Source organism: Liquorilactobacillus sicerae (genome assembly GCF_029916425.1).
Lineage (GTDB): Bacteria > Bacillota > Bacilli > Lactobacillales > Lactobacillaceae > Liquorilactobacillus > Liquorilactobacillus sicerae.
The window spans coordinates 20,480-38,941 of the sequence record NZ_JAHAVQ010000018.1 but is presented as its reverse complement, the minus strand read 5'-3'; the positions used below and the strand labels follow the sequence as shown (position 1 = coordinate 38,941).

The window sequence follows — 18,462 nt, the reverse complement described above, 5'->3', positions numbered from 1 at the left end:
TACAATAATCCATGAATTAAACATTCTTTCTATACTCGTTGAAAAGCGAGTTTATTTTGAAGATGAAGTTGCCGCTTCATCTTTTTTTTAGTTATAGACAAACTTATTATATTTGGATTTCCTTTGTAAGTCCTTTATTTTGTTTTAGCGTTGCACTTAAAGTGTAAATTCAAGACATAAAATAAAAATCGGTACTTAGGATAGAAAAATTTCTATCAGTACCGAATATTATAGAACCCTAGGTTCTTATGCATAAGACCGTCTGTTTTTATTATGAATTATCTTGGCTGATAATAATTTAAGAATTTAAATGAGTGAAATATTCCGGAAATGTTTGCAACAAAGTTTTTCTTTCATCAAGCATTAAATGTAAATGGTTAGCAATTAAAAGTTCAGCTTCATTTGGTTGATGATTTTCAACTGCCTGTAAGATGTTCTCATGTTGTTGAATTAAGTTTTTCCAAGACAATTTTTTTACTTTTAAGCTGAGCATTCTATAGCGATTAAGTTGCATATTGATGGTTTGCAACCAGTCCCAAACTTGCTTGTGATTAGTTATTTCATAGAATTCTTTATGAAATTTCTCGTCTTCTTCAAAAAACTTTTCAACGTTTTTTTGAATAGAAAATAATTTCTGATTATTAATAATTGTATGAAGCTTTATAAATATTTGATCTTTGTTTAAGGCAGATGCCTCTTTAATGATTTTAACTTCTATACTTTCTCGAATAAATCGTGCACTGATGGCTGATTGTAAATCAATTTTTGTTATATAAGTTCCTGATTGAGGGACAGCATATATTAGCCCTTCCTGTCTTAATTGAAGTAAAGCTTCTCTTACTGGAGTTCTACCTATATTCAATTGTTCACTGAGTTTTTTTTCTGAAATTCTTTGACCAGGCTTATATTCAGCAGTTATAATTTTTTTTAAAATTTCTGAATAAGCCTTTAGTTTAAGATTAACTACCGAATTTAACAAGTAATCACTTTTTCCTTTCTTAGCAAGTTATTATGTATTTCAAAAAAATTATTAGTACTTTCCAAAGTATAATACAAATTCCATTTAAAAGTTAAACAAAAAGCAAATATTTTAATGACGAATGGTCCCTAATTGTTAACTCAAGTGTAACAATCATGGAATTAACTTGCTAATGTAGTTTCAATCATTTCTATCGTATTAGCGTAACCAAGTATCTGGTGAGAGTTGCTGATAATGTTTGGCAATGCTATTCTTGAATTGGGTCATGAAGATTTCCTTTCTTTAGAGATTTAACACATTAAGTTTAGGTCTCCATGGCTTATCTGCATATTCTTTTATTTGTTGCACTTAGATGTAAATCAGGGTAAGGAACAACTTGAAAAGAGTTTAATAAAAATTCTATAATGACTAAGATCAATAATTTTCATAATAGGAGGCGTTTTCATTGGCAACGATCAAGGATGTTGCCCGTTTAGCGGGGGTATCACCATCAACAGCTTCAAGAGTTATTCATGATAGTCCATTGATTAGTGAACCAACTAAAATTCGAGTTCGAGCAGCGATGGATAAATTGGATTATTCTCCCAATTTTACTGCTCAAAATTTAGCAAATAAAAAAACTAATATGGTTGGGATCGTTTTGCCATTGACTTCGCAACATGTGGTGGATGATCCATTCTTTTTAAAAATTATTCAGGGAATCACCCAAGTCTGTAATCAACATGACTACTTAGTTTTACTAGCAGCCGGCAAAACCAATCAAGAATTGCTGCAAAATGTTCAATCAATGATCAAACGCGGAAATATTAAAAACTTTATTTTCACTTATTCCAGTCAGCAAGATCCAGTGTTGAGTTATGTGAGTGATCAAACAGGAATTAATTGCGTATTGATCGGCAAACCAAGTGATAAGCGCAAAAGGAACCTTAAATTTGTTGATAATGATAATCTTCAAGCTGGTTCAGATGCAGCTTGGTTTTTATTGAATCACCATTTTAATAAATTAGCATACGTTTACACTGATTTAAGACAAGTCGTTCAAAATGATCGCTATCTAGGTGTCAAGCAAGCGGTTGAACGACGTACATCGCAGCAATTAACATGCTTAAAGCTGAAATTAGATGATTATCCTTATAATCGACGAGCTTTCCAGCAACTCTTAAAAAATGATCCACAAACTAATGGTTTTGTTGCTTGTGATGATACGGTAGGCATTCGTTTGCAGCAATTGTTGAAGATTTCGCAAACAGCTAGCCAAAAAAACTATGGAATCATTTGTTTTAATAATTCAATTTTTTCCCGCATCTCGCATCCATCCTTGACATCTGTTGAAGTATTTCCATTACAGTTGGGAGAGCGGGCAGCACTATTAGCTCTCGGATTAGCAGCTCAGGATTCAACTTTTTCTTCAATTGTTGATCATCAGATTATTGAGAGAAATTCGACGCGTAATTAAAAAATTCAGCGACGGAACTCTAGTTTAATAAATTTAACTTGGAACCTTCCAAATGAGGGGAACAGACGCGAAATCCAATGCTTAGAATTTCGCAAATAGTTGGCAGAGCGCTAAAGTTATTTATAATTCTTAGCTTATCTTGTTTAGGCGTTTCTTATTATATAAGTTGCTTCCCGATTTTTCAAGTTAATAAATCTTGAAAAATAAGCAAAATTCAATAATTACTCTTGAATATGCAAACGATTGCAATTATAATAAAGTTGGAATATGAAAACGCTTGAGGAGGATTGAACTCAAATGCAAAGAATCTTTGAAATTGATCCATGGAAAGTTATTACCCATAATTTTGATTCCAAAAACAAACGGTTGCAAGAAAGTATGACCAGTATTGGCAATGAATATATGGGAATGCGAGGAATGTTTGAGGAACAATATTCTGGTGATACGCATAAAGGTATTTATCTAGGAGGAGTCTGGTTTCCAGACAAGACACGTGTTGGTTGGTGGAAAAACGGCTATCCTGAATATTTTGGCAAGGTGATCAATGCGGTTGATTTTGTCAGTCTTGATATCAAACTGAACGGGCAATCAATCGATTTAGCTAAGGACAAATTTAGTGATTTTGAACTTTGTCTAGATATGAAAACGGGCATTCTTTCCAGAAGGTTCGTTATTCAGCGAGCAGATTGCCAAGTAGCAGTTGTAGCTCAACGTTTTGTTAGCATTGCTCAAAAGCAGCTTTATGCCAATCAATTGAAGTTTAAAAACCTGGGTGATCAGCCAGTTTTACTTGAAGTTGATTCAAAAATTGATGCTGATGTTTTTAATGAGGATGCCAACTATGATGAACAGTTCTGGTTAGTTCAAGCTAAACGCAATGATCAGACCAGCGGAGTGTTAGTAGCTAAAACCAAACCAAACAATTTTGGCACACCAGAGTTTACAACTGAAATGCAGATGTCGCATCAGACCAGCTTAGAGGCTGCTCCAGCAGTTGAAAGTGATAAATCAGTTGTCAACCGTTTTACCGGCAAGTTAATGCCCCAAACACAAACAGCGACAGTTTTTGAAAAACGCGTAATCGTTGCAACTTCGCGTGATTATACGACGGTTATGGCAATGGATCAAGCCACTCAGCAGTTGACTGATCAAATTTCACAAAAAAGTTTTAGTGAATTAAAAGCTGCCCAAGAAACAGCCTGGGCTAAGCGCTGGGAAATGTCAGATGTTGCAATACAAGGTGATGCTGCTGCCCAACAAGGAATCAGGTTTAATTTGTTCCAGCTGTTTTCAACTTATTATGGTGAAGATGCTCGTTTGAATATTGGGCCAAAAGGTTTTACCGGCGAGAAATATGGTGGTGCAACTTATTGGGATACGGAAGCTTTTGCTGTTCCGTTATATTTAGCGCTAGCAGATCCGCAAGTTACTCATAACTTGTTGGAATACCGCTATAAACAATTGCCTGGTGCATATCATAATGCTCAACAGCAAGGACTCAAGGGAGCACTTTTCCCAATGGTGACATTCAATGGAATCGAGTGTCATAATGAATGGGAAATTACCTTTGAAGAGATCCATCGGAATGGAACAATTGCTTATGCGATTTTTAATTACACGCGTTATACTGGCGATCATGAATATGAAACGCATGAAGGTTTTAATGTTTTGACTGGCATCGCCCGCTTTTGGGCTGATCGGGTTCATTACTCAAAGCATAAACAGTGTTATATGATCCATGGAGTCACTGGACCGAATGAATATGAAAACAATGTCAATAACAACTGGTACACTAATTTATTGGCTAAATGGGTCCTTAATTATACTAATCAAGTAGCCAAGCGAGTTGATCCAACTAAAGTCAAAGAATTGAACTTGACCGATCAAGAACGGCAAAAATGGCACGAGATTGCTGATAATATGTATTTACCGACTAATAAAGAATTAGGGATCTTTGTCCAAAATGATGATTATCTAGATAAAGATTTAACCCTGGTTAAAGATTTGCCGCAGGATCAATTGCCGCTCAATCAACACTGGTCCTGGGATCGAATCTTACGTTCACCATACATCAAACAAGCAGATGTTTTACAAGGGATCTATTACTTCATTGATGATTTTACCCAAGAGCAAAAGGAACGCAACTTTGATTTTTATGAGCCGCTGACAGTTCATGAGTCAAGCCTATCGCCATCGATCCATGCGATCTTAGCTGCTGATTTGCACAAGGAAGAAAAGGCAGTTGAAATGTATCAGCGAACAGCACGCTTAGACTTAGACAATTATAATAATGATACCAAAGACGGTCTGCATATTACCTCAATGACCGGTAGCTGGTTGGCAATTGTTCAAGGTTTTGCAGGAATGCGTGTTCGCCAGGGTCAGTTGCATTTTGCTCCATTTGTTCCTAAAAATTGGGACGGCTATCGTTTTCATGTTAATTTTCATGGCCGGCTATTAAAAGTCACGGTTAACAAACAAGCAACCAAGATTGATTTATTAAAGGGAGAACCAATTACGATTGAGCTTCATGATCGACAAGTAGAATTAGCACCAAAGGAGGTCAAATAATTATGAAAGGATGTGTCTTTGATCTTGATGGTGTAATTACTGATACAGCAAAGTACCATTTTGCTGCTTGGAAAAAATTGGCAGCTGATCAACTGGCTTTGCAGCTGCCAGCCGAGTTTGAAACTGAACTAAAAGGCATTAGCCGAATCGATTCTTTAATTCGGATCTTAAATTGGGGCAAAATTCGTGAACGATACAATGAGCAACAAATTGCTGATTTGGCAGTCCAAAAAAATGATTATTATTTAAGTGAGATTGCTAATCTGACAGCCGGTGATATTTTGCCAGGCATCACCACGTTGATTAATCAACTGCAAGAGCATGATATTCAGCTTTCTTTAGCTTCGGCCAGCAAAAATGCACCTTTCATCTTAAAGAAATTAGGTTTGGAGAAACGGTTCGATGCAATTGTCGATCCAGCGAAAGTTGCTCATGGTAAACCAGCACCAGACATCTTTTTAGAAGGCGCCGCTGAAATCAATTTGAGGCCAGCTGAATGTGTTGGGATCGAGGATGCTGTTGCGGGGGTCCAAGCAATTAAAGCAGCTGGAATGACAGCAATTGGGGTCGGAAATCCACAAGAATTGCAGCAAGCTGATGAGGTTGTCGCAAGTACGGCAGAGCTTTCTTTTGTCTTGTTAGAATCAGTTTGGCGGCGGTTCAACAACTGAAGGTCCGCTCAAGAGCAGCTGATTAATTTTGTTAATCAGCATGATCCATTTAACAAATTATTTGCAAAGAAAAAAGATTGACTGAAATTTCAGCCAATCTTTTTTTGCGGTGTGCCCGGCATGAATGAATATCAGGCAGTGAAAGTCCGCTGTGGACCGTAGTAGTCGGAATCACAAGCCAAAGATAAGGATGGTTCTTTGGCTACTCGATCGGACTAATGAACTAATGAGAAGTAGCCGATCACAATGATTCCTAAAATGATTCGGTACCAGCCAAAAACTTTGAAGTCGTTTTTCTTAATATAGTTCAGTAAGAATCTGATTGATATGTAAGCAACGACAAATGAAACGACGACACCAACCAGCAAAACGATTCCCGGCAAACCGGCTAAGCTACCGCCATGAACGAAATACTTGAACAATTTCAGTAATGAAGCTCCAAACATAGTTGGAATCGCCAAGAAAAATGAAAATTCAGTTGCGACGTAACGCGAAGTTCCAATCGTGATCGCACCAAGGATGGTGGAACCTGAACGCGAGGTTCCAGGTACTAGTGACAATACTTGACATAAACCAATTGCCAACGCAATCGAGTATGGCAAGTTATTTAAATCAGCAAATCGTGGTCGACTGTTACGGTTATGGTTTTCGATGATGATAAACAAAATACCATAGATGATCAGTGCACCGGAAACGACTTGCCAATTCATTAGGTGGGCATCCATCCAATCATTTAAAGGCAAACCAACGACCACTGATGGAATAACAGCTAAGATGACCTTTTTCCATAAAGTCCAAGTTTGTTTTTTCTCTAAGCTGTTTTTTTGCGGTGACCAAGGATTCAACTTGTGGAAGTAAATGACGACGACAGCCATGATCGCTCCTAATTGAATCACGACATTGAACATATCAATAAACTGCTTTGACTGTTGTAATTGGATAAATTCGTCAACTAACACCAAATGACCAGTCGAACTGATTGGCAAGAACTCAGTGACTCCTTCTACAATCCCCAAAATAACAGCCTTAATAACATCAAACATAAAAATATTCCCCTTAATTAAAAATCAATTCTACCGCTTAATGATACAGCAATTAAACAGATTAAACAATTTTGACCTGGTGATTTAAGGTTAATTTAAGGTCAAACAATTTGATATAAAAAACTGGCCACAGTCAATCCTTTTATCAAGCTAATGATTGCCTGATAAATTTTTTGCTGCCAACCAGTTGTAATAATAGTTGAATCGTCAGTGATCGTTAAGTAAAATTATTCAGTTACATCAAAATCAACCTTGCCTAAGCCATGATCAAAACGCGCTGACCACTTGCCGACACTTAATTTTGGCGGTAAAACAAATGTACCAGATGAAACCATCTGACCAGCTTTGAAACTTTTGCCTTGTTCTTCAAGTTTTGCTACCAACCAATGAAGTGATTTCAAAGGATTGCCTAGAACTTCAGATGAGACGCCTTCTCTGACCTTTTCATCATTGTGATATAGTTCGCATTTGACAGTGGCAACGTCAGTGACAGCTTTGAAGACGTCAGTTGTTTCGAACTCTTTGCCATAAAGGACTAGGCCGCCAACAGCTGCATCGGACATGACCATATATTTTGACAGTTTCGGGAACCAGTCGCTAAAACGAGAATCTGGGACTTCCATACCGGCCGCAACTTGAGTTTTACGCATCAAGTCTTCCAGTGAGTCACTTGCCTGGAGATCTTCTTTAGCCCGAAATTCCAATTCAACTTCAACAAGGGGTTCCATTAAAGTTTTCAGACTGCGTTTAACGGGTGAAGCTAAGAAATGACTTTTAACTTGTGCACCATAAAGCGGAGTCGTCGAAGCAAACATCTTTTGTGTTTCTGCACTCGTCAAAGATACTTTATAACCGCCGACCGCTTCTTGTTTTAGTTCAGTTAGTCGTGCTTGGACTTTGTAAGCGGCCTGATCGTCAGTTACAGCATCTTTCCAAGTTGCTTCTTGCAAAGGCTTTTGTGAAGTATAAGCTTGATAAAGGGTCTGTGCAAATTTTTCCTCGTTAGCTGTCAATGTTGTTGCATTTTTAGTTTGTGTATCTGTCATAATTAATTACCTCCGTTTTTTATGAACAGTCTCCCTAAAAATTAGCTGCCCACACTCTGGGAGATCTGCGAATTTTAAGAACCAATCGTTGTACTGAATGAATCAATTTAATCTGAATCTGACCATCATCGGAAATCTGAATCTCACTGGAATCTTTCACGATCCCCCACCTCTTTGCAAACGGAATTTTAGTTTTCGATAAAAAAAGTCCTTTTGAAACAGTTTTCTGTTTCAAAAGGACGTCAATAACGCGGTACCACCTTAATTGCAATTATTAAAATTGCCACTTGCACTGACCAATCTAACGATCAGCAACCCCGATAATGGAGGGAACCAGTTGAGTCTACTTATTAAGTTCGACTGACGGCTCGAAGGTGATGTTCATTAAGATCTAAACCACTGTTTTGCACCAGCCAACAGCTCTCTTTCTGGTTAAATCATAATTACTGTCCTTGTCATTGCTTTTAACCGAAATCTAATCATTTGTTGACTGTATCTTAACCCGACTATCATTGAATGTCAAGAGGAGTTTGGGAATTTTTTGAATAAAACGTTATATTGTTTGTTTTCTCAGTGACCCTTAGGTAATCTGAAAGAAAGGGATGAATTTAATTTAAGGGAAGGAATTAAATTGAAAAAACAATTATTGCTCGTCGTGGCATTACTGATATTAAGTGGTTGTGGGGGAAAGTCAAAGCAAACAGTATCTTCAACTTCGCAAGCTAACAGTTCACAAGTTTTACCAACAAAAAAATCTTCAGTAGCTAAAAACAATAAAGAATTTTCTACAACAACGACCTCGTCAGTTACCACTAGTCAAAGTCAAACTTATCCGCGGATCATTTTAATGAATCAGCAGCTAATTAAAGCTCTTGGTCAAGTTGTTTTGCCCCAAGCTGATGGACTTGATACTGGCAGTCAGCGACTGAACGTTCGTTATCAAGGCGATGCCGCCAATTTTACGATTGATTATAGCGTTGGATCGACAGCCAAACCCTTTAATGATCCTTCCTTAAATCAAGAAAATCCGTATGCGGTCTATAGCAAACAAATTTTCAGTAATTCAACACAAGCTACTCAACAGATCAATTATCGTTCAGCTGATGAATTTTCTGGTTTGCCACAAACCAAGCTGAGCTACGGGATTACTGGAGCAACGGATGCCGGTGCTGGTCAACGGTACTTAAGTTGGTATGAAGGCAATTGGTATTTGACGGTCCATGCAACAGCTGTTAAGCAAGAAGATCCGACGCCGTTAGCTAAACAGACGGTTGCATTTTTGGAATCAAATACTTTACCAACTCCGCAAAATTATGGCCGGATCAGTTTTCAAACGACAATTGCAAATCGGCAGCGTGATCAAGAAATTATTTGGCAAAAAAATAATGTGGTTTACCGATTGCAGACTCATACACCGCAAACAACTTTAAAAATGGCGGTCAGCATTAAATAATTTTTTCAAGACTATTTACATTGTGCACAACCAATTCTATAATAGGCAATGGAATTAGAAAAATTCTAAATAATTTTCAAGGGAAGGATGCTTTTATGAACTTTATCAATCAAAAATTGACGGATTTTAAAGTCAATGCTTACCAAAAAGGCGAGACACATCAAGTATCGTTGCAAGATGTTTTAGGTAAATGGTCGGTCTTCTTCTTTTATCCAGCTGACTTTTCATTTGTTTGCCCAACTGAATTAGGAGATCTGCAAGATCATTACGAAGAATTCAAGCAGGCAAACGCAGAAGTTTATTCGGTTTCAGAAGATACTGAGTTTGTTCATAAGGCTTGGGCTGAAGCAACTGAGACGATTGGCAAAGTGCAATATCCAATGTTGGCGGATCCTGCCGGCCAATTGGCACGTTTTTTTGGCGTTTTAGATGAAGGATCAGGTCAAGCTTATCGTGGTGTCTTTATTGTGAATCCAGAGGGTAAGATCAAATCATATACGATCAACGATATGAGTATCGGCCGGGATGCTGGTGAAATCTTGCGGACTTTGCAAGCAGCTCAGTTTGTTGAAAAACATGGCGATAAAGTTTGTCCAGCTCATTGGCATCCAGGTGATGACACCATCACTCCGAGTCTTGATTTAGTCGGCAAAATTTAAAGAAGGTCGTGTCCAATGACAGAAAAAAGAATTTTTGACACGATTATTATTGGTGCTGGCCCTGCTGGATTAACGGCAGCAATTTATGCTGGCCGGGCGACTTTGGATACTTTAGTGATCGAAGCGGATCAGATTGGCGGTCAAGTCACAACGACCTCTGTAGTTTGGAACTATCCAGGGGTTGAAAAAGTCGATGGAACAGTTTTAATGAATAAGATGCAGCAACAGGCAACGCATTTTGGAGTTCGGCTTGCTAAGGATCTCATCACTGATTATGAGTTAAAAGATGATTTGAAGGTTCTACATGGCTCCAAACAAAGTTATTATGCTCGCAGCGTCATTCTGGCGGGTGGTGCTAAGCCGCGGGAGCTGGATTTTCCGGGTGAAAAGCAATTTCGCGGTCATGGGATTGCTTTTTGTTCAACGTGTGATGGTGAATTATTTAGTGGTTTAGAAGTTTTTGTCATTGGTGGCGGTTACGCAGCAGCTGAAGAAGCTGATTATTTAACGCGTTATGCGAAACATGTCACGGTAATTGCCCGCGAGGATCACTTTACTTGTGCACCGCTAACGGCGGCGCGTGCGTTAAGCAATCCCAAAGTGACAGTTAAATTCAATACGGAAATTGTCCGGGTCACGGGCCAGGATTATTTGCAAACGGCAGTCTTTAAGAATAACCAGACTGGTGAAGAGTTTACCTACCAAGCTGATCAACAAGCGCAAACATTTGGCATTTTTATTTATATCGGTACGCAACCAGCTTCGATTGGATTAACGAGAATCCTGGAGCATGATCAGCAGGGCTATCTCAAAGTTGATCAGCAGCTGCAGACTAATTTGCCTGGAGTATTTGCCGCCGGTGATATTGTTGCTAAACCATTGCGTCAGATCGTCACAGCTGCTGGGGATGGCGCTTTAGCTGCTACGAGCGCGGAACATTATGTCACTGCCTTAAAAAAGCGGCTGCATCTACCGATTAAACGGCAGGAAAAACAACCAACAAAAACGGTCGGGCAAGCCAGTCAATTAGCTGATGATTCAGCGACAGTGGTTCATCAAGGTGCTTGGTTCCCAGTTAAAATGAAAGAACAGCTGCAGCAGATTTTAGACCGGCTGCATAAAGGAGTCATTTTACAGGTTTGGGATGATGGCAGTCAAAAAAGTCAGGAATTACAAAGTTTTGCCGCCGAGTTTTGTCAGTTAGACCAGCATCTACAATTTCAGGTTGCCCCAGCACCAAGTCGGGAGACTTATTTACCAGTTTTGCGGTTGCTGGATAATCAACAAAAAGACACCGGGATTTGCTTCGGTGGCATTCCAACTGGCCATGAGCTTAACTCGTTAGTTTTGGCGATCTATAATCTAGCTGGACCTGGGCAGGAACTCAGCCCTCAGTTGATTGCGCGGATCAAAGCACTGCCGCCGACGAAGATCAAAATTGGAGTAGCATTGACTTGCCACTTCTGCCCGGATGTTGTTGCGGCTTGTCAGCATATGGCCGCGCTCAATCCAAACGTTTCAGCGGAAATGCTTGATTTGCAGCTATTTCCTGAGTTAAGGAAACAAAAGCATATCATGAGTGTGCCGGCGACGATGATTAATGATGGTGAAGTTATTTTTGGTAGTCAAACGCCTGAGCAGCTGGTAGCAGCTTGTGAAGAGCAGCAATAATTAAGTTTTGAACAGCAAGTTTTAAATAGCGACCTAGTGGCCAGATTCGCTGCTACAAACCCTCTAAGGCAGAAATTACAACTTTTGTCCTAGGGGGTTTGTAGTTGAAACAATCAGGAATGAAGCAGCTATCGAACCAACGTAAAAGAATTAAAGACAGCTTGGAGGATCAGTTGTGGCAACACAACTAGTAGTCTCGAATCAAACTTTGAGTTGCTTGACCTCAAAGATTTGACCATCACTGATTTGGTATAAATGATCGGCAAATTGTTGCAGTCGCAAATCATGAGTCACGATGACCACAGCTTTTTGGCGCTGCTTGGCTAATTGACGGAACAAGTGGCCAACTTGTTTGACGCGCTGACTGTCTAATGCGGCTGTTGGTTCATCGGCTAAAATTAGTGGTGGGTCAGGATAAAGTGCGCGGGCAATCGCAACTCGTTGCTGCTGACCGCCAGATAACTCAGCTGGATATTTGTCTTTTAAAGCGGCAATCCCCAATTCATTCAATAAGAATGCTAAGTTGGCGGGGCTAAGGTTAGCGGTCTTTTTGAATTTTCTGACTAAAGCAAACTGCTCACTGACTGTCAAATAAGGCAGCAGATTATATGATTGCAAAACAAAACCAATTTGCGTTAAGCGTAAGGAGTCACGCTGTTTGGCACTCATTTGTGCTAAGTTTTGTCCGGCAACTTTGACTAAGCCGTGCGTGGCTGATTGCAAGCCGCCAGCAATTGTCAAAAAGGTGCTTTTACCAGAACCAGAAGGACCGATGATCAAACTTAATTGTCCCTTAGCAGCAGCAAAGTTTATTTGATGCAAGACTTCGAGCTGGCTTTCCTGCTGACCAAAGACTTTGCTGACTTTTTCTAAGATTAAAATTGCTGATGAATTCATAAATTATCCTCCAATTACACTGATCGGGTCGATTTTAATAATTGTCCAAATTGGAATTAAAGCACCTAACATGGCCGTGACAATTAAACCAGCCGCCAGACTAATCAAAACTGCTGGCTGGAAACTCATTGGCACACTGGCTGGAATCAGCCACGCAGTTAAACCAGTTAAAACTCCAGCAAGACAGATCCCAACGATGACTAACAAACCGGCTTGGGCTAAGGTTGCTTTGACTAAAAAGGCTGCTGGAACACCTTGGGCTCGTAAGACCGCGTAATTACGGGTTTTTTGGATTGTCAGAATATATAAGAAAACAGCGATCACGATCAAGGCGATAACCATTAAAAAACCGATCATCAAACTGAAAGTCGCATTTTGTGCGGCATAGCCAGGCAATTCGCTAATAAATTTGCTGATAGAATAAGACTTTAATTCTTTAGTCGTTGCCTGATAGGAAGCTTTTTTTGAAACGATCGCACTGGCTTGAAAGTTACCAGTTAAGTTTTTCAATTTTTTCCAAGTCTTGAGTTGACCATAAATCACTGGAGCAATACTCAGCTTAGCATTTTTGACAAAACCGACGATCTTAAAAGAAGTTGTTTGCGAGTTTAACTGCAAGTGATCATTTAAATGGTAGCCTTGATCCTTAAAAGATTGATCGACTACAATCTGCTGCGGGGTTTGCGGCAACTTGCCTTGAGTTAAGTCAAGTTTTTTGGCAATGAACTGCTGATTCTTGATCCCGATAAACTGGGCTGAGATTTTGGCATGATCAGCTTTTTTAGCGACCACAGCTGCTTGACCGAGGTAAGCTTCTTGGCGCGTGATCTTTTGTTGCTGGCTGGCCTTTTTAGTGATCAGTGACTGACTAAGATTGATATTCGCATCTTGATTTAAAATAATCCGCTGCCCATCCCAAGATTTAATGGCAGCGGTATTTTCTTCGGCAAGTCCTTGGGCCAAACTGGTCAAAATAAAAACTAAGTAAGCAATCAAAACGATCATGCTGATAATTAGACCATAGCGCAATTTTTCGTGACGGATTTCTTTAAAGGCTAAAAACATTTTCTCTCCTTTACTGCTTGAGCAGTGCGGTTTGTAAGCGGGCCAAATATCTTTCTCGCTTGGTCGGCTCCAACAAAATATCTTGAATCGTAGCATGCACCAGGACCATTGCCTGCCAATGTTGTGAATCTAAAAGTAGTGAAGAACTTATTGGCGTTTTTAAAAATGGTTCGTTATAGATTAAATGGAGCTTGATGAAATCATAGTAACGACTGTTTTGAAGCTGCCGGGTAAAGTCAGCGGCAACTTTAAAATAAAGCTGGGGATCGTAATTGACTAACAGCGAATTTTCAAAAGTTAACGGCTGATGAAGCTCAGCTAGGACTTGCTGATAAAGGTAGCGATAAGCAGCTGGCAGATCAGCAAAATATGTGTAAAAAGCTCCGCGTGAAATTTGGGCTGACTTGACGATTCGGGTGACTTGGGCCTGGCTTAAAGGATAAGTTGAGAATTCTTGCAGCAAGGCTGTTTGGATGTGGCTTAATTTAGTCGGGGAAATATTAGTTAGATTTGTCAAGTTTATGCTTTCCTCCTTTTAATTGACACGGTGTCAAAATGATTGCTTCTAAAATAGCATTTAATTGACACCGTGTCAATTAAATGGAAAAAGCAGTCAGTTAAGACTGCTTAACTGACTGCTGGTATGCAAACTAATCATAGTAAAAAATGGTTTTTAGTTTAATATGAGCAGAAACAATGACAAGGTTACAAATGATAAAACTGTACTCCAGAATTGGATCGAAGCTAATTCAGATTCCGCTACATTATATTGAATACCCAAAGTAGTCGGCATTGTAGCAGTTGGGATGGCGAGGGTCAAAACAACGATTTTTTGCAATTCGGTTGGCAGCTTTAGAGCCAGCATGATCAGCCAGATAACTAAAGGGAACAGTAGGTTTTTTTCCAGCACTGTCAAAACAACGAGCCGTTTTATTAAAATTTTTCTGGTGTATAAAACGATCCCAATCGCAAAAATGGCTAAACCGCCAGCCCCCTTGCCTAATAACTCAAACGAATTTACTAATTCAGTCGGCATTTTCCAGCCAAGCAAAGCTAGAATAAAACCGAGCAACGCACTGATTACTAAAGGCTTTTTAAAAGTATCGAGAATCCTTTTTTTAAAAGAGTGTTCAAGGTTCAGTGAACTAAAAACAATTGGCAACAATAAAATATTAATGATCAAAGTGCAGATCCCAATCGTGATGGCACTTGTTGAGCTGCCGAACAGCAAAGGCAAAATAGCTGAACCAACAAACGGGACTGAAGGGTCGGCAACTGACATAGCCAATAAAGCAGCGGACTGGAGTGAATGATGGCGAAGATTAATTGAGACCATGAGGCAATAACAGCCGAGTATGCTGATTAGCAGCCACCCAGCCAGAGGCAGGTCGCTGATGATAATTTTGCGAGGTGTCTGCCAAATCCCAGCAAAAACACTTAATGGGAGCATGAAGTTCATGACCAAGCGCACAAACTTTTGGCTGTCATGATCATCAAAATATTCTTTGCTGGCGGCAAAATAGCCCAGTAGCAGCGTTACAATTATTGGTAATAGTGCAAAAATTAAAGTTTTAAGCATCAAATAAAGGCCTCACATTTTTAATAGCTAGATATGGCCAAAGTATACAGGCTTTAATTTTGATTACAAGCAAATGATAAAAACACTTATTTTATAATGTTTTTATAGGAAATTTATAATTATAATTAAGTTTTAATCGTAATTAGCTCAGAAAACAAAGCTGGCATGGCTAAACCCATCAAAAAAGCGTAAATCCCAAAAGCAAGGATTTACGCTGAAAAATTCAAATTTTACTCAACTGTTAACCTAAAATGGTTTTAATATTAGCGAATTCTCGGATTCCTAGATCACTTAACTCACGGCCATAACCAGATTTTTTAATTCCACCAAAAGGCAATTCTGGTAAAGAGGACAGCGGTTGATTAACTGCAATTTGTCCGGTCTCAATTTTTGAGGCTAACCGACGAGCCTTATCTAAATCCTCAGAGTAAATTGCGCCACCCAAGCCATAATTAGAATGATTTGCTAACTCGACGATCTGTTCTTCATCTTCAACTTTATAAAGTTGCGCAACTGGTCCAAATAATTCATGATCGTACATTGGATTATCATAGTTCATGCCTGTAATGATCAAAGGCATGAAAAATGCTCCTGGACCGGCAACTGGAGTCGGATCACCCCATAAAACTTTAGCACCACCGGCTAACACAGCTTTGATTTGTGCTTGCAAATTTTGTTGGGCACTCTTAGAAGATAACGGAGCGAGTGTCGTTTTTTCATCCAAAGGGTCTCCTGGTTGATATTTAGCGAATTCTTTCTTGATGGCAGTTAAAAATGCATCATAAATGCCACTTTGAACTAAATAACGTTTAGCTGAAGTACAAGCTTGACCGGAGTTGCGCAATCGACCATTAACCGCCCCAACAACAGCTTTTTTAAGGTCCGCATCATTCAAAACAATACAAACATCAGTGCCACCCAATTCCATCGTTGACTTTTTCAGATTTTTCCCGGCTTCAGCAGCGATCCGCTCACCAGCCTTTTCGGAACCAGTCAAAGCAACACCTTGAACTCGTGGATCACTGATCATGTGATTGACCTGATCGTAAGTAGCAAATAAATTTTTAAATGCCCCAGTTGGCAAACCTGCAGCTTGGCAGGCATCTTCAAAAGCTTGGGCGCATTCTGGCACAATACTGGCATGTTTGAGGATCACCGGATTGCCAAGAATGAAGTTTGGTGCAAAGACCCGCATAACTTGAGTATACGGGAAATTCCAAGGTTCGACAGCAACAATAGCGCCAATTGAGCTAAATTCAAGATGGGCTTTGCGGCCAGCCATGGCAGTGTAATCTTGATCAGCTAAAGCGGCTGCTCCATGTTCCACATAAAAACGGGCAAAATTAACCGTCTTTTTGACTTCTCCGCGAGCATCATTGAGCAGTTTTCCCATATTAGTTACCAAAAATTTAGCGTAGTAATCGATATTTTTAGTAAATTCATCCGTCAAAGCAGCGAGTTGCTCAGCTCGTTGTTCAAAGGACTGCTGTTTAGCTTGGTGGTAAAAGTCACTTGCAGCTGTTAAAGCTTGTTCAACTTCTGCATCAGTTGCTGCTGAAAATTCTTTGATTAGTTCCCCATTGTATGGGTTAATTGCACGATAAGCCATTAAAAATCTTCCCCTTTCTGCTTGAGCGACAATACATTCCCATTATAATGAAAGATCGGTAATAAAAAAAGCCAAAAGATTAGAAAATTTTAAAATTTAAGTACTAAAGCTTCATAAGACTGTAATTTTAATCTGGCGGAGGTCTGGCTTATCTGCCGTCGGTAATTAGTCAATAAAACTTGGCAAGCCTGTTGCTGTAATTGCTGTGGCAGGGTAACTTGCGTCAGTTGGCCGTAGAAATTGGTAATCACTAATAATTGCTGCTGGTTTAAATAACGCATATAACCCATAACTTGCGGATGGTCTGCCCATAATGGCTGAATATGTCCTTGATAAATCAACGGTTCAGTTTTTCTTAGCTGAAAGAGCTGTTGATAATAATTGAAAATTTGTCCAGTAGCCAATTCAGCTGTCACATTGATCTGCTTTTGATTAGTCGGCTTTAACCAAGGCGAGACTTTTGAAAAACCAGCATATTGATCAGCATTCCATTGCATTGGTGTTCGACTGTTGTCCCGTGACTTTTTTTTGATAGCGGCCAGGGCTTCGGCTGGTGTTTTTCCAGCTGCTAAGAGTTCCTGATAAGCATTCAAAGATTCAACATCTTCGTAATCGCTGATTTTTTGATAGTCTGGATCAGTCATCCCGATTTCCTCACCCTGATAAATGAACGGGGTCCCACGCATCAGTTGCATAGCCGTGGCCAAAACTTGAGCTGACTTGATTCGATAGTTTTGTGGATCGCCAAAGCGGCTTAAAGCCCGTGGCTGATCATGATTGTTCCAAAAAAGTGCATTCCAACCATGATGTTGATCAAGTGCTACTTGCCAGTCAAACAGCAGCTGTTTGAGCTTTAAAAAGTTGAATGGCATGCTGTCCCATTTGTTGCCATTACGATAATCGACTTTTAAGTGATGGAAAGTAAAAATCATTGACAATTCATGATTTTTTGGCTGCGTATATTTGATCGAGTTTTTAATCGTGGTTGATGACATTTCGCCCACGGTAATGATTTGGGAATCTTGGCCAAAACTAGCTTGATTGAGTTCTTTTAGATATTGATGAACAACTGGTGTATCAGTATAGAGTTTCTTTTCCTGCAACGGATCAGTTGAATTAACTAACTGCTGGTCTTTGCCAGTGACATTGAAGACATCGAAGCGAAAACCTTTAACCCCTTTTTGGCGCCAAAAATTAACAATTTTAGCGGCAGCTTGACGAACAGCTGGGTTATGCCAGTCGAGGTCGGCTTGTGTCGGATCATAGAGATGCAAATAATACCAGTCGGAATCGCCAAATTTAGCCCAAGCTGGACCGCCAAATTTTGATTGCCAGTTGGTCGGCAAACTGCCGTCTTTTTTTGATGGCCGCAGATAGAAGAACTTTTGGTAGTATCGATCGCCAGCTAATGCTTTTTGAAACCAGGGATGACTGGTTGAACAATGATTGAAAACCATATCAAGCATGACATCGATTTGATTTTCATGTAACTTGGCGATCAGTTCCTCAAAATCGTCCATGGTGCCAAATTGCGGATCAATTTGATAATAATCGGCAATATCATAGCCGTTGTCATTTTGCGGTGAAACAAAAAAAGGATTAAACCAGATCATATCAATCTTCAGCTGTTTAAGATAAGAAATTTTTTGGATGATCCCGCGCAAGTCGCCAACTCCATCTTGATTACTGTCATAAAATGAACGCGGATAAATTTGGTAAATTATTTTTTGACCCAAGTTTAACTGGTTAGCCGAATTTTCCAT

15 protein-coding genes and 1 other annotated feature are annotated in these 18,462 nt (G+C 39.5%); of the genes, 6 read left to right on the top strand and 9 right to left on the bottom strand.

The features are described 5' to 3' along the window. Nucleotides 1–298: 298 nt before the first annotated feature. Nucleotides 299–979, bottom strand: a complete 681-nt coding sequence (locus KH893_RS10380) for a GntR family transcriptional regulator (RefSeq protein WP_281166058.1) — start codon at nt 977–979, stop codon at nt 299–301. A 445-nt stretch (nt 980–1,424) separates the two neighbouring features. On the opposite strand from KH893_RS10380, the gene KH893_RS10375 reads away from it, so the two are divergent. From KH893_RS10375 to pgmB, 3 genes are all read left to right on the top strand, one after another. Continuing rightward, on the top strand, nt 1,425–2,435 hold the full coding sequence (locus KH893_RS10375) for a LacI family DNA-binding transcriptional regulator (RefSeq protein ID WP_281166057.1): 1,011 nt from the start codon (nt 1,425–1,427) through the stop codon (nt 2,433–2,435). Between the two features lie 297 nt (nt 2,436–2,732). Continuing rightward, nucleotides 2,733–5,006 carry a glycoside hydrolase family 65 protein gene (locus KH893_RS10370; protein WP_281166056.1) on the top strand — a complete coding sequence of 758 codons (2,274 nt, stop codon included), beginning with the start codon at nt 2,733–2,735 and terminating at the stop codon, nt 5,004–5,006. Between the two features lie 2 nt (nt 5,007–5,008). Then, nucleotides 5,009–5,677 carry a beta-phosphoglucomutase gene (pgmB, locus tag KH893_RS10365; RefSeq protein WP_281166055.1) on the top strand — a complete coding sequence of 223 codons (669 nt, stop codon included), beginning with the start codon at nt 5,009–5,011 and terminating at the stop codon, nt 5,675–5,677. 215 nt (nt 5,678–5,892) lie between these two features. Here pgmB and KH893_RS10360 read toward each other — a convergent pair whose 3' ends face one another. Continuing rightward, entirely contained in the window at nt 5,893–6,720 is an 828-nt protein-coding gene (locus tag KH893_RS10360; protein ID WP_281166054.1) for an undecaprenyl-diphosphate phosphatase, read from the bottom strand. Nucleotides 6,721–6,947: 227 nt separating this feature from the next. Continuing rightward, nucleotides 6,948–7,766, bottom strand: coding sequence for a 2-keto-4-pentenoate hydratase (locus tag KH893_RS10355; RefSeq protein WP_281166053.1), 819 nt, complete (start codon nt 7,764–7,766; stop codon nt 6,948–6,950). A 232-nt stretch (nt 7,767–7,998) separates the two neighbouring features. Continuing rightward, nucleotides 7,999–8,234: a binding site (T-box leader), on the bottom strand. A 163-nt stretch (nt 8,235–8,397) separates the two neighbouring features. Here KH893_RS10355 and KH893_RS10350 point away from each other — a divergent pair. From KH893_RS10350 to KH893_RS10340, 3 genes are all read left to right on the top strand, one after another. Continuing rightward, nucleotides 8,398–9,219, top strand: coding sequence for a hypothetical protein (locus KH893_RS10350; RefSeq protein ID WP_281166052.1), 822 nt, complete (start codon nt 8,398–8,400; stop codon nt 9,217–9,219). Between the two features lie 95 nt (nt 9,220–9,314). Further along, entirely contained in the window at nt 9,315–9,878 is a 564-nt protein-coding gene (gene ahpC / locus KH893_RS10345; protein ID WP_281166051.1) for an alkyl hydroperoxide reductase subunit C, read from the top strand. A gap of 15 nt (nt 9,879–9,893) precedes the next feature. Continuing rightward, nucleotides 9,894–11,549, top strand: a complete 1,656-nt coding sequence (locus tag KH893_RS10340; protein ID WP_281166050.1) for an FAD-dependent oxidoreductase — start codon at nt 9,894–9,896, stop codon at nt 11,547–11,549. Between the two features lie 201 nt (nt 11,550–11,750). Here the strand turns inward: KH893_RS10340 and KH893_RS10335 are convergent, their stop codons facing one another. From KH893_RS10335 to treC, 6 genes are all read right to left on the bottom strand, one after another. After that, entirely contained in the window at nt 11,751–12,446 is a 696-nt protein-coding gene (locus tag KH893_RS10335; protein ID WP_281166049.1) for an ABC transporter ATP-binding protein, read from the bottom strand. Between the two features lie 3 nt (nt 12,447–12,449). Beyond that, complete coding sequence (locus KH893_RS10330) at nt 12,450–13,511, bottom strand: ABC transporter permease (RefSeq protein ID WP_281166048.1); 1,062 nt, start codon at nt 13,509–13,511, stop codon at nt 12,450–12,452. A 10-nt stretch (nt 13,512–13,521) separates the two neighbouring features. Next, nucleotides 13,522–14,028: a TetR/AcrR family transcriptional regulator gene (locus KH893_RS10325; RefSeq protein ID WP_281166047.1), complete on the bottom strand. Its 507-nt coding sequence runs from the start codon at nt 14,026–14,028 to the stop codon at nt 13,522–13,524. A 156-nt stretch (nt 14,029–14,184) separates the two neighbouring features. Further along, complete coding sequence (locus tag KH893_RS10320; protein WP_281166046.1) at nt 14,185–15,090, bottom strand: AEC family transporter; 906 nt, start codon at nt 15,088–15,090, stop codon at nt 14,185–14,187. A gap of 241 nt (nt 15,091–15,331) precedes the next feature. Next, the gene (locus tag KH893_RS10315) at nt 15,332–16,699 is read right to left on the bottom strand and encodes an NAD-dependent succinate-semialdehyde dehydrogenase (protein ID WP_281166045.1); all 1,368 of its coding nucleotides are present in this window, start codon (nt 16,697–16,699) and stop codon (nt 15,332–15,334) included. A gap of 89 nt (nt 16,700–16,788) precedes the next feature. Continuing rightward, nucleotides 16,789–18,462, bottom strand: a complete 1,674-nt coding sequence (gene treC, locus KH893_RS10310; RefSeq protein WP_281166044.1) for an alpha,alpha-phosphotrehalase — start codon at nt 18,460–18,462, stop codon at nt 16,789–16,791.

Excerpts from the sequence above, each read along its gene's own strand:
- KH893_RS10355 (WP_281166053.1), bottom strand. The coding sequence starts at position 7,766 with ATGACAGATACACAAACTAAAAATGCAACAACATTGACAGCTAACGAG.
- ahpC (WP_281166051.1), top strand. The coding sequence starts at position 9,315 with ATGAACTTTATCAATCAAAAATTGACGGATTTTAAAGTCAATGCTTAC.
- KH893_RS10330 (WP_281166048.1), bottom strand. The coding sequence starts at position 13,511 with ATGTTTTTAGCCTTTAAAGAAATCCGTCACGAAAAATTGCGCTATGGT.
- KH893_RS10340 (WP_281166050.1), top strand. The coding sequence starts at position 9,894 with ATGACAGAAAAAAGAATTTTTGACACGATTATTATTGGTGCTGGCCCT.
- KH893_RS10335 (WP_281166049.1), bottom strand. The coding sequence starts at position 12,446 with ATGAATTCATCAGCAATTTTAATCTTAGAAAAAGTCAGCAAAGTCTTT.
- KH893_RS10320 (WP_281166046.1), bottom strand. The coding sequence starts at position 15,090 with ATGCTTAAAACTTTAATTTTTGCACTATTACCAATAATTGTAACGCTG.
- pgmB (WP_281166055.1), top strand. The coding sequence starts at position 5,009 with ATGAAAGGATGTGTCTTTGATCTTGATGGTGTAATTACTGATACAGCA.
- treC (WP_281166044.1), bottom strand. The coding sequence starts at position 18,462 with ATGGAAAATTCGGCTAACCAGTTAAACTTGGGTCAAAAAATAATTTAC.
- KH893_RS10370 (WP_281166056.1), top strand. The coding sequence starts at position 2,733 with ATGCAAAGAATCTTTGAAATTGATCCATGGAAAGTTATTACCCATAAT.
- KH893_RS10360 (WP_281166054.1), bottom strand. The coding sequence starts at position 6,720 with ATGTTTGATGTTATTAAGGCTGTTATTTTGGGGATTGTAGAAGGAGTC.
- KH893_RS10315 (WP_281166045.1), bottom strand. The coding sequence starts at position 16,699 with ATGGCTTATCGTGCAATTAACCCATACAATGGGGAACTAATCAAAGAA.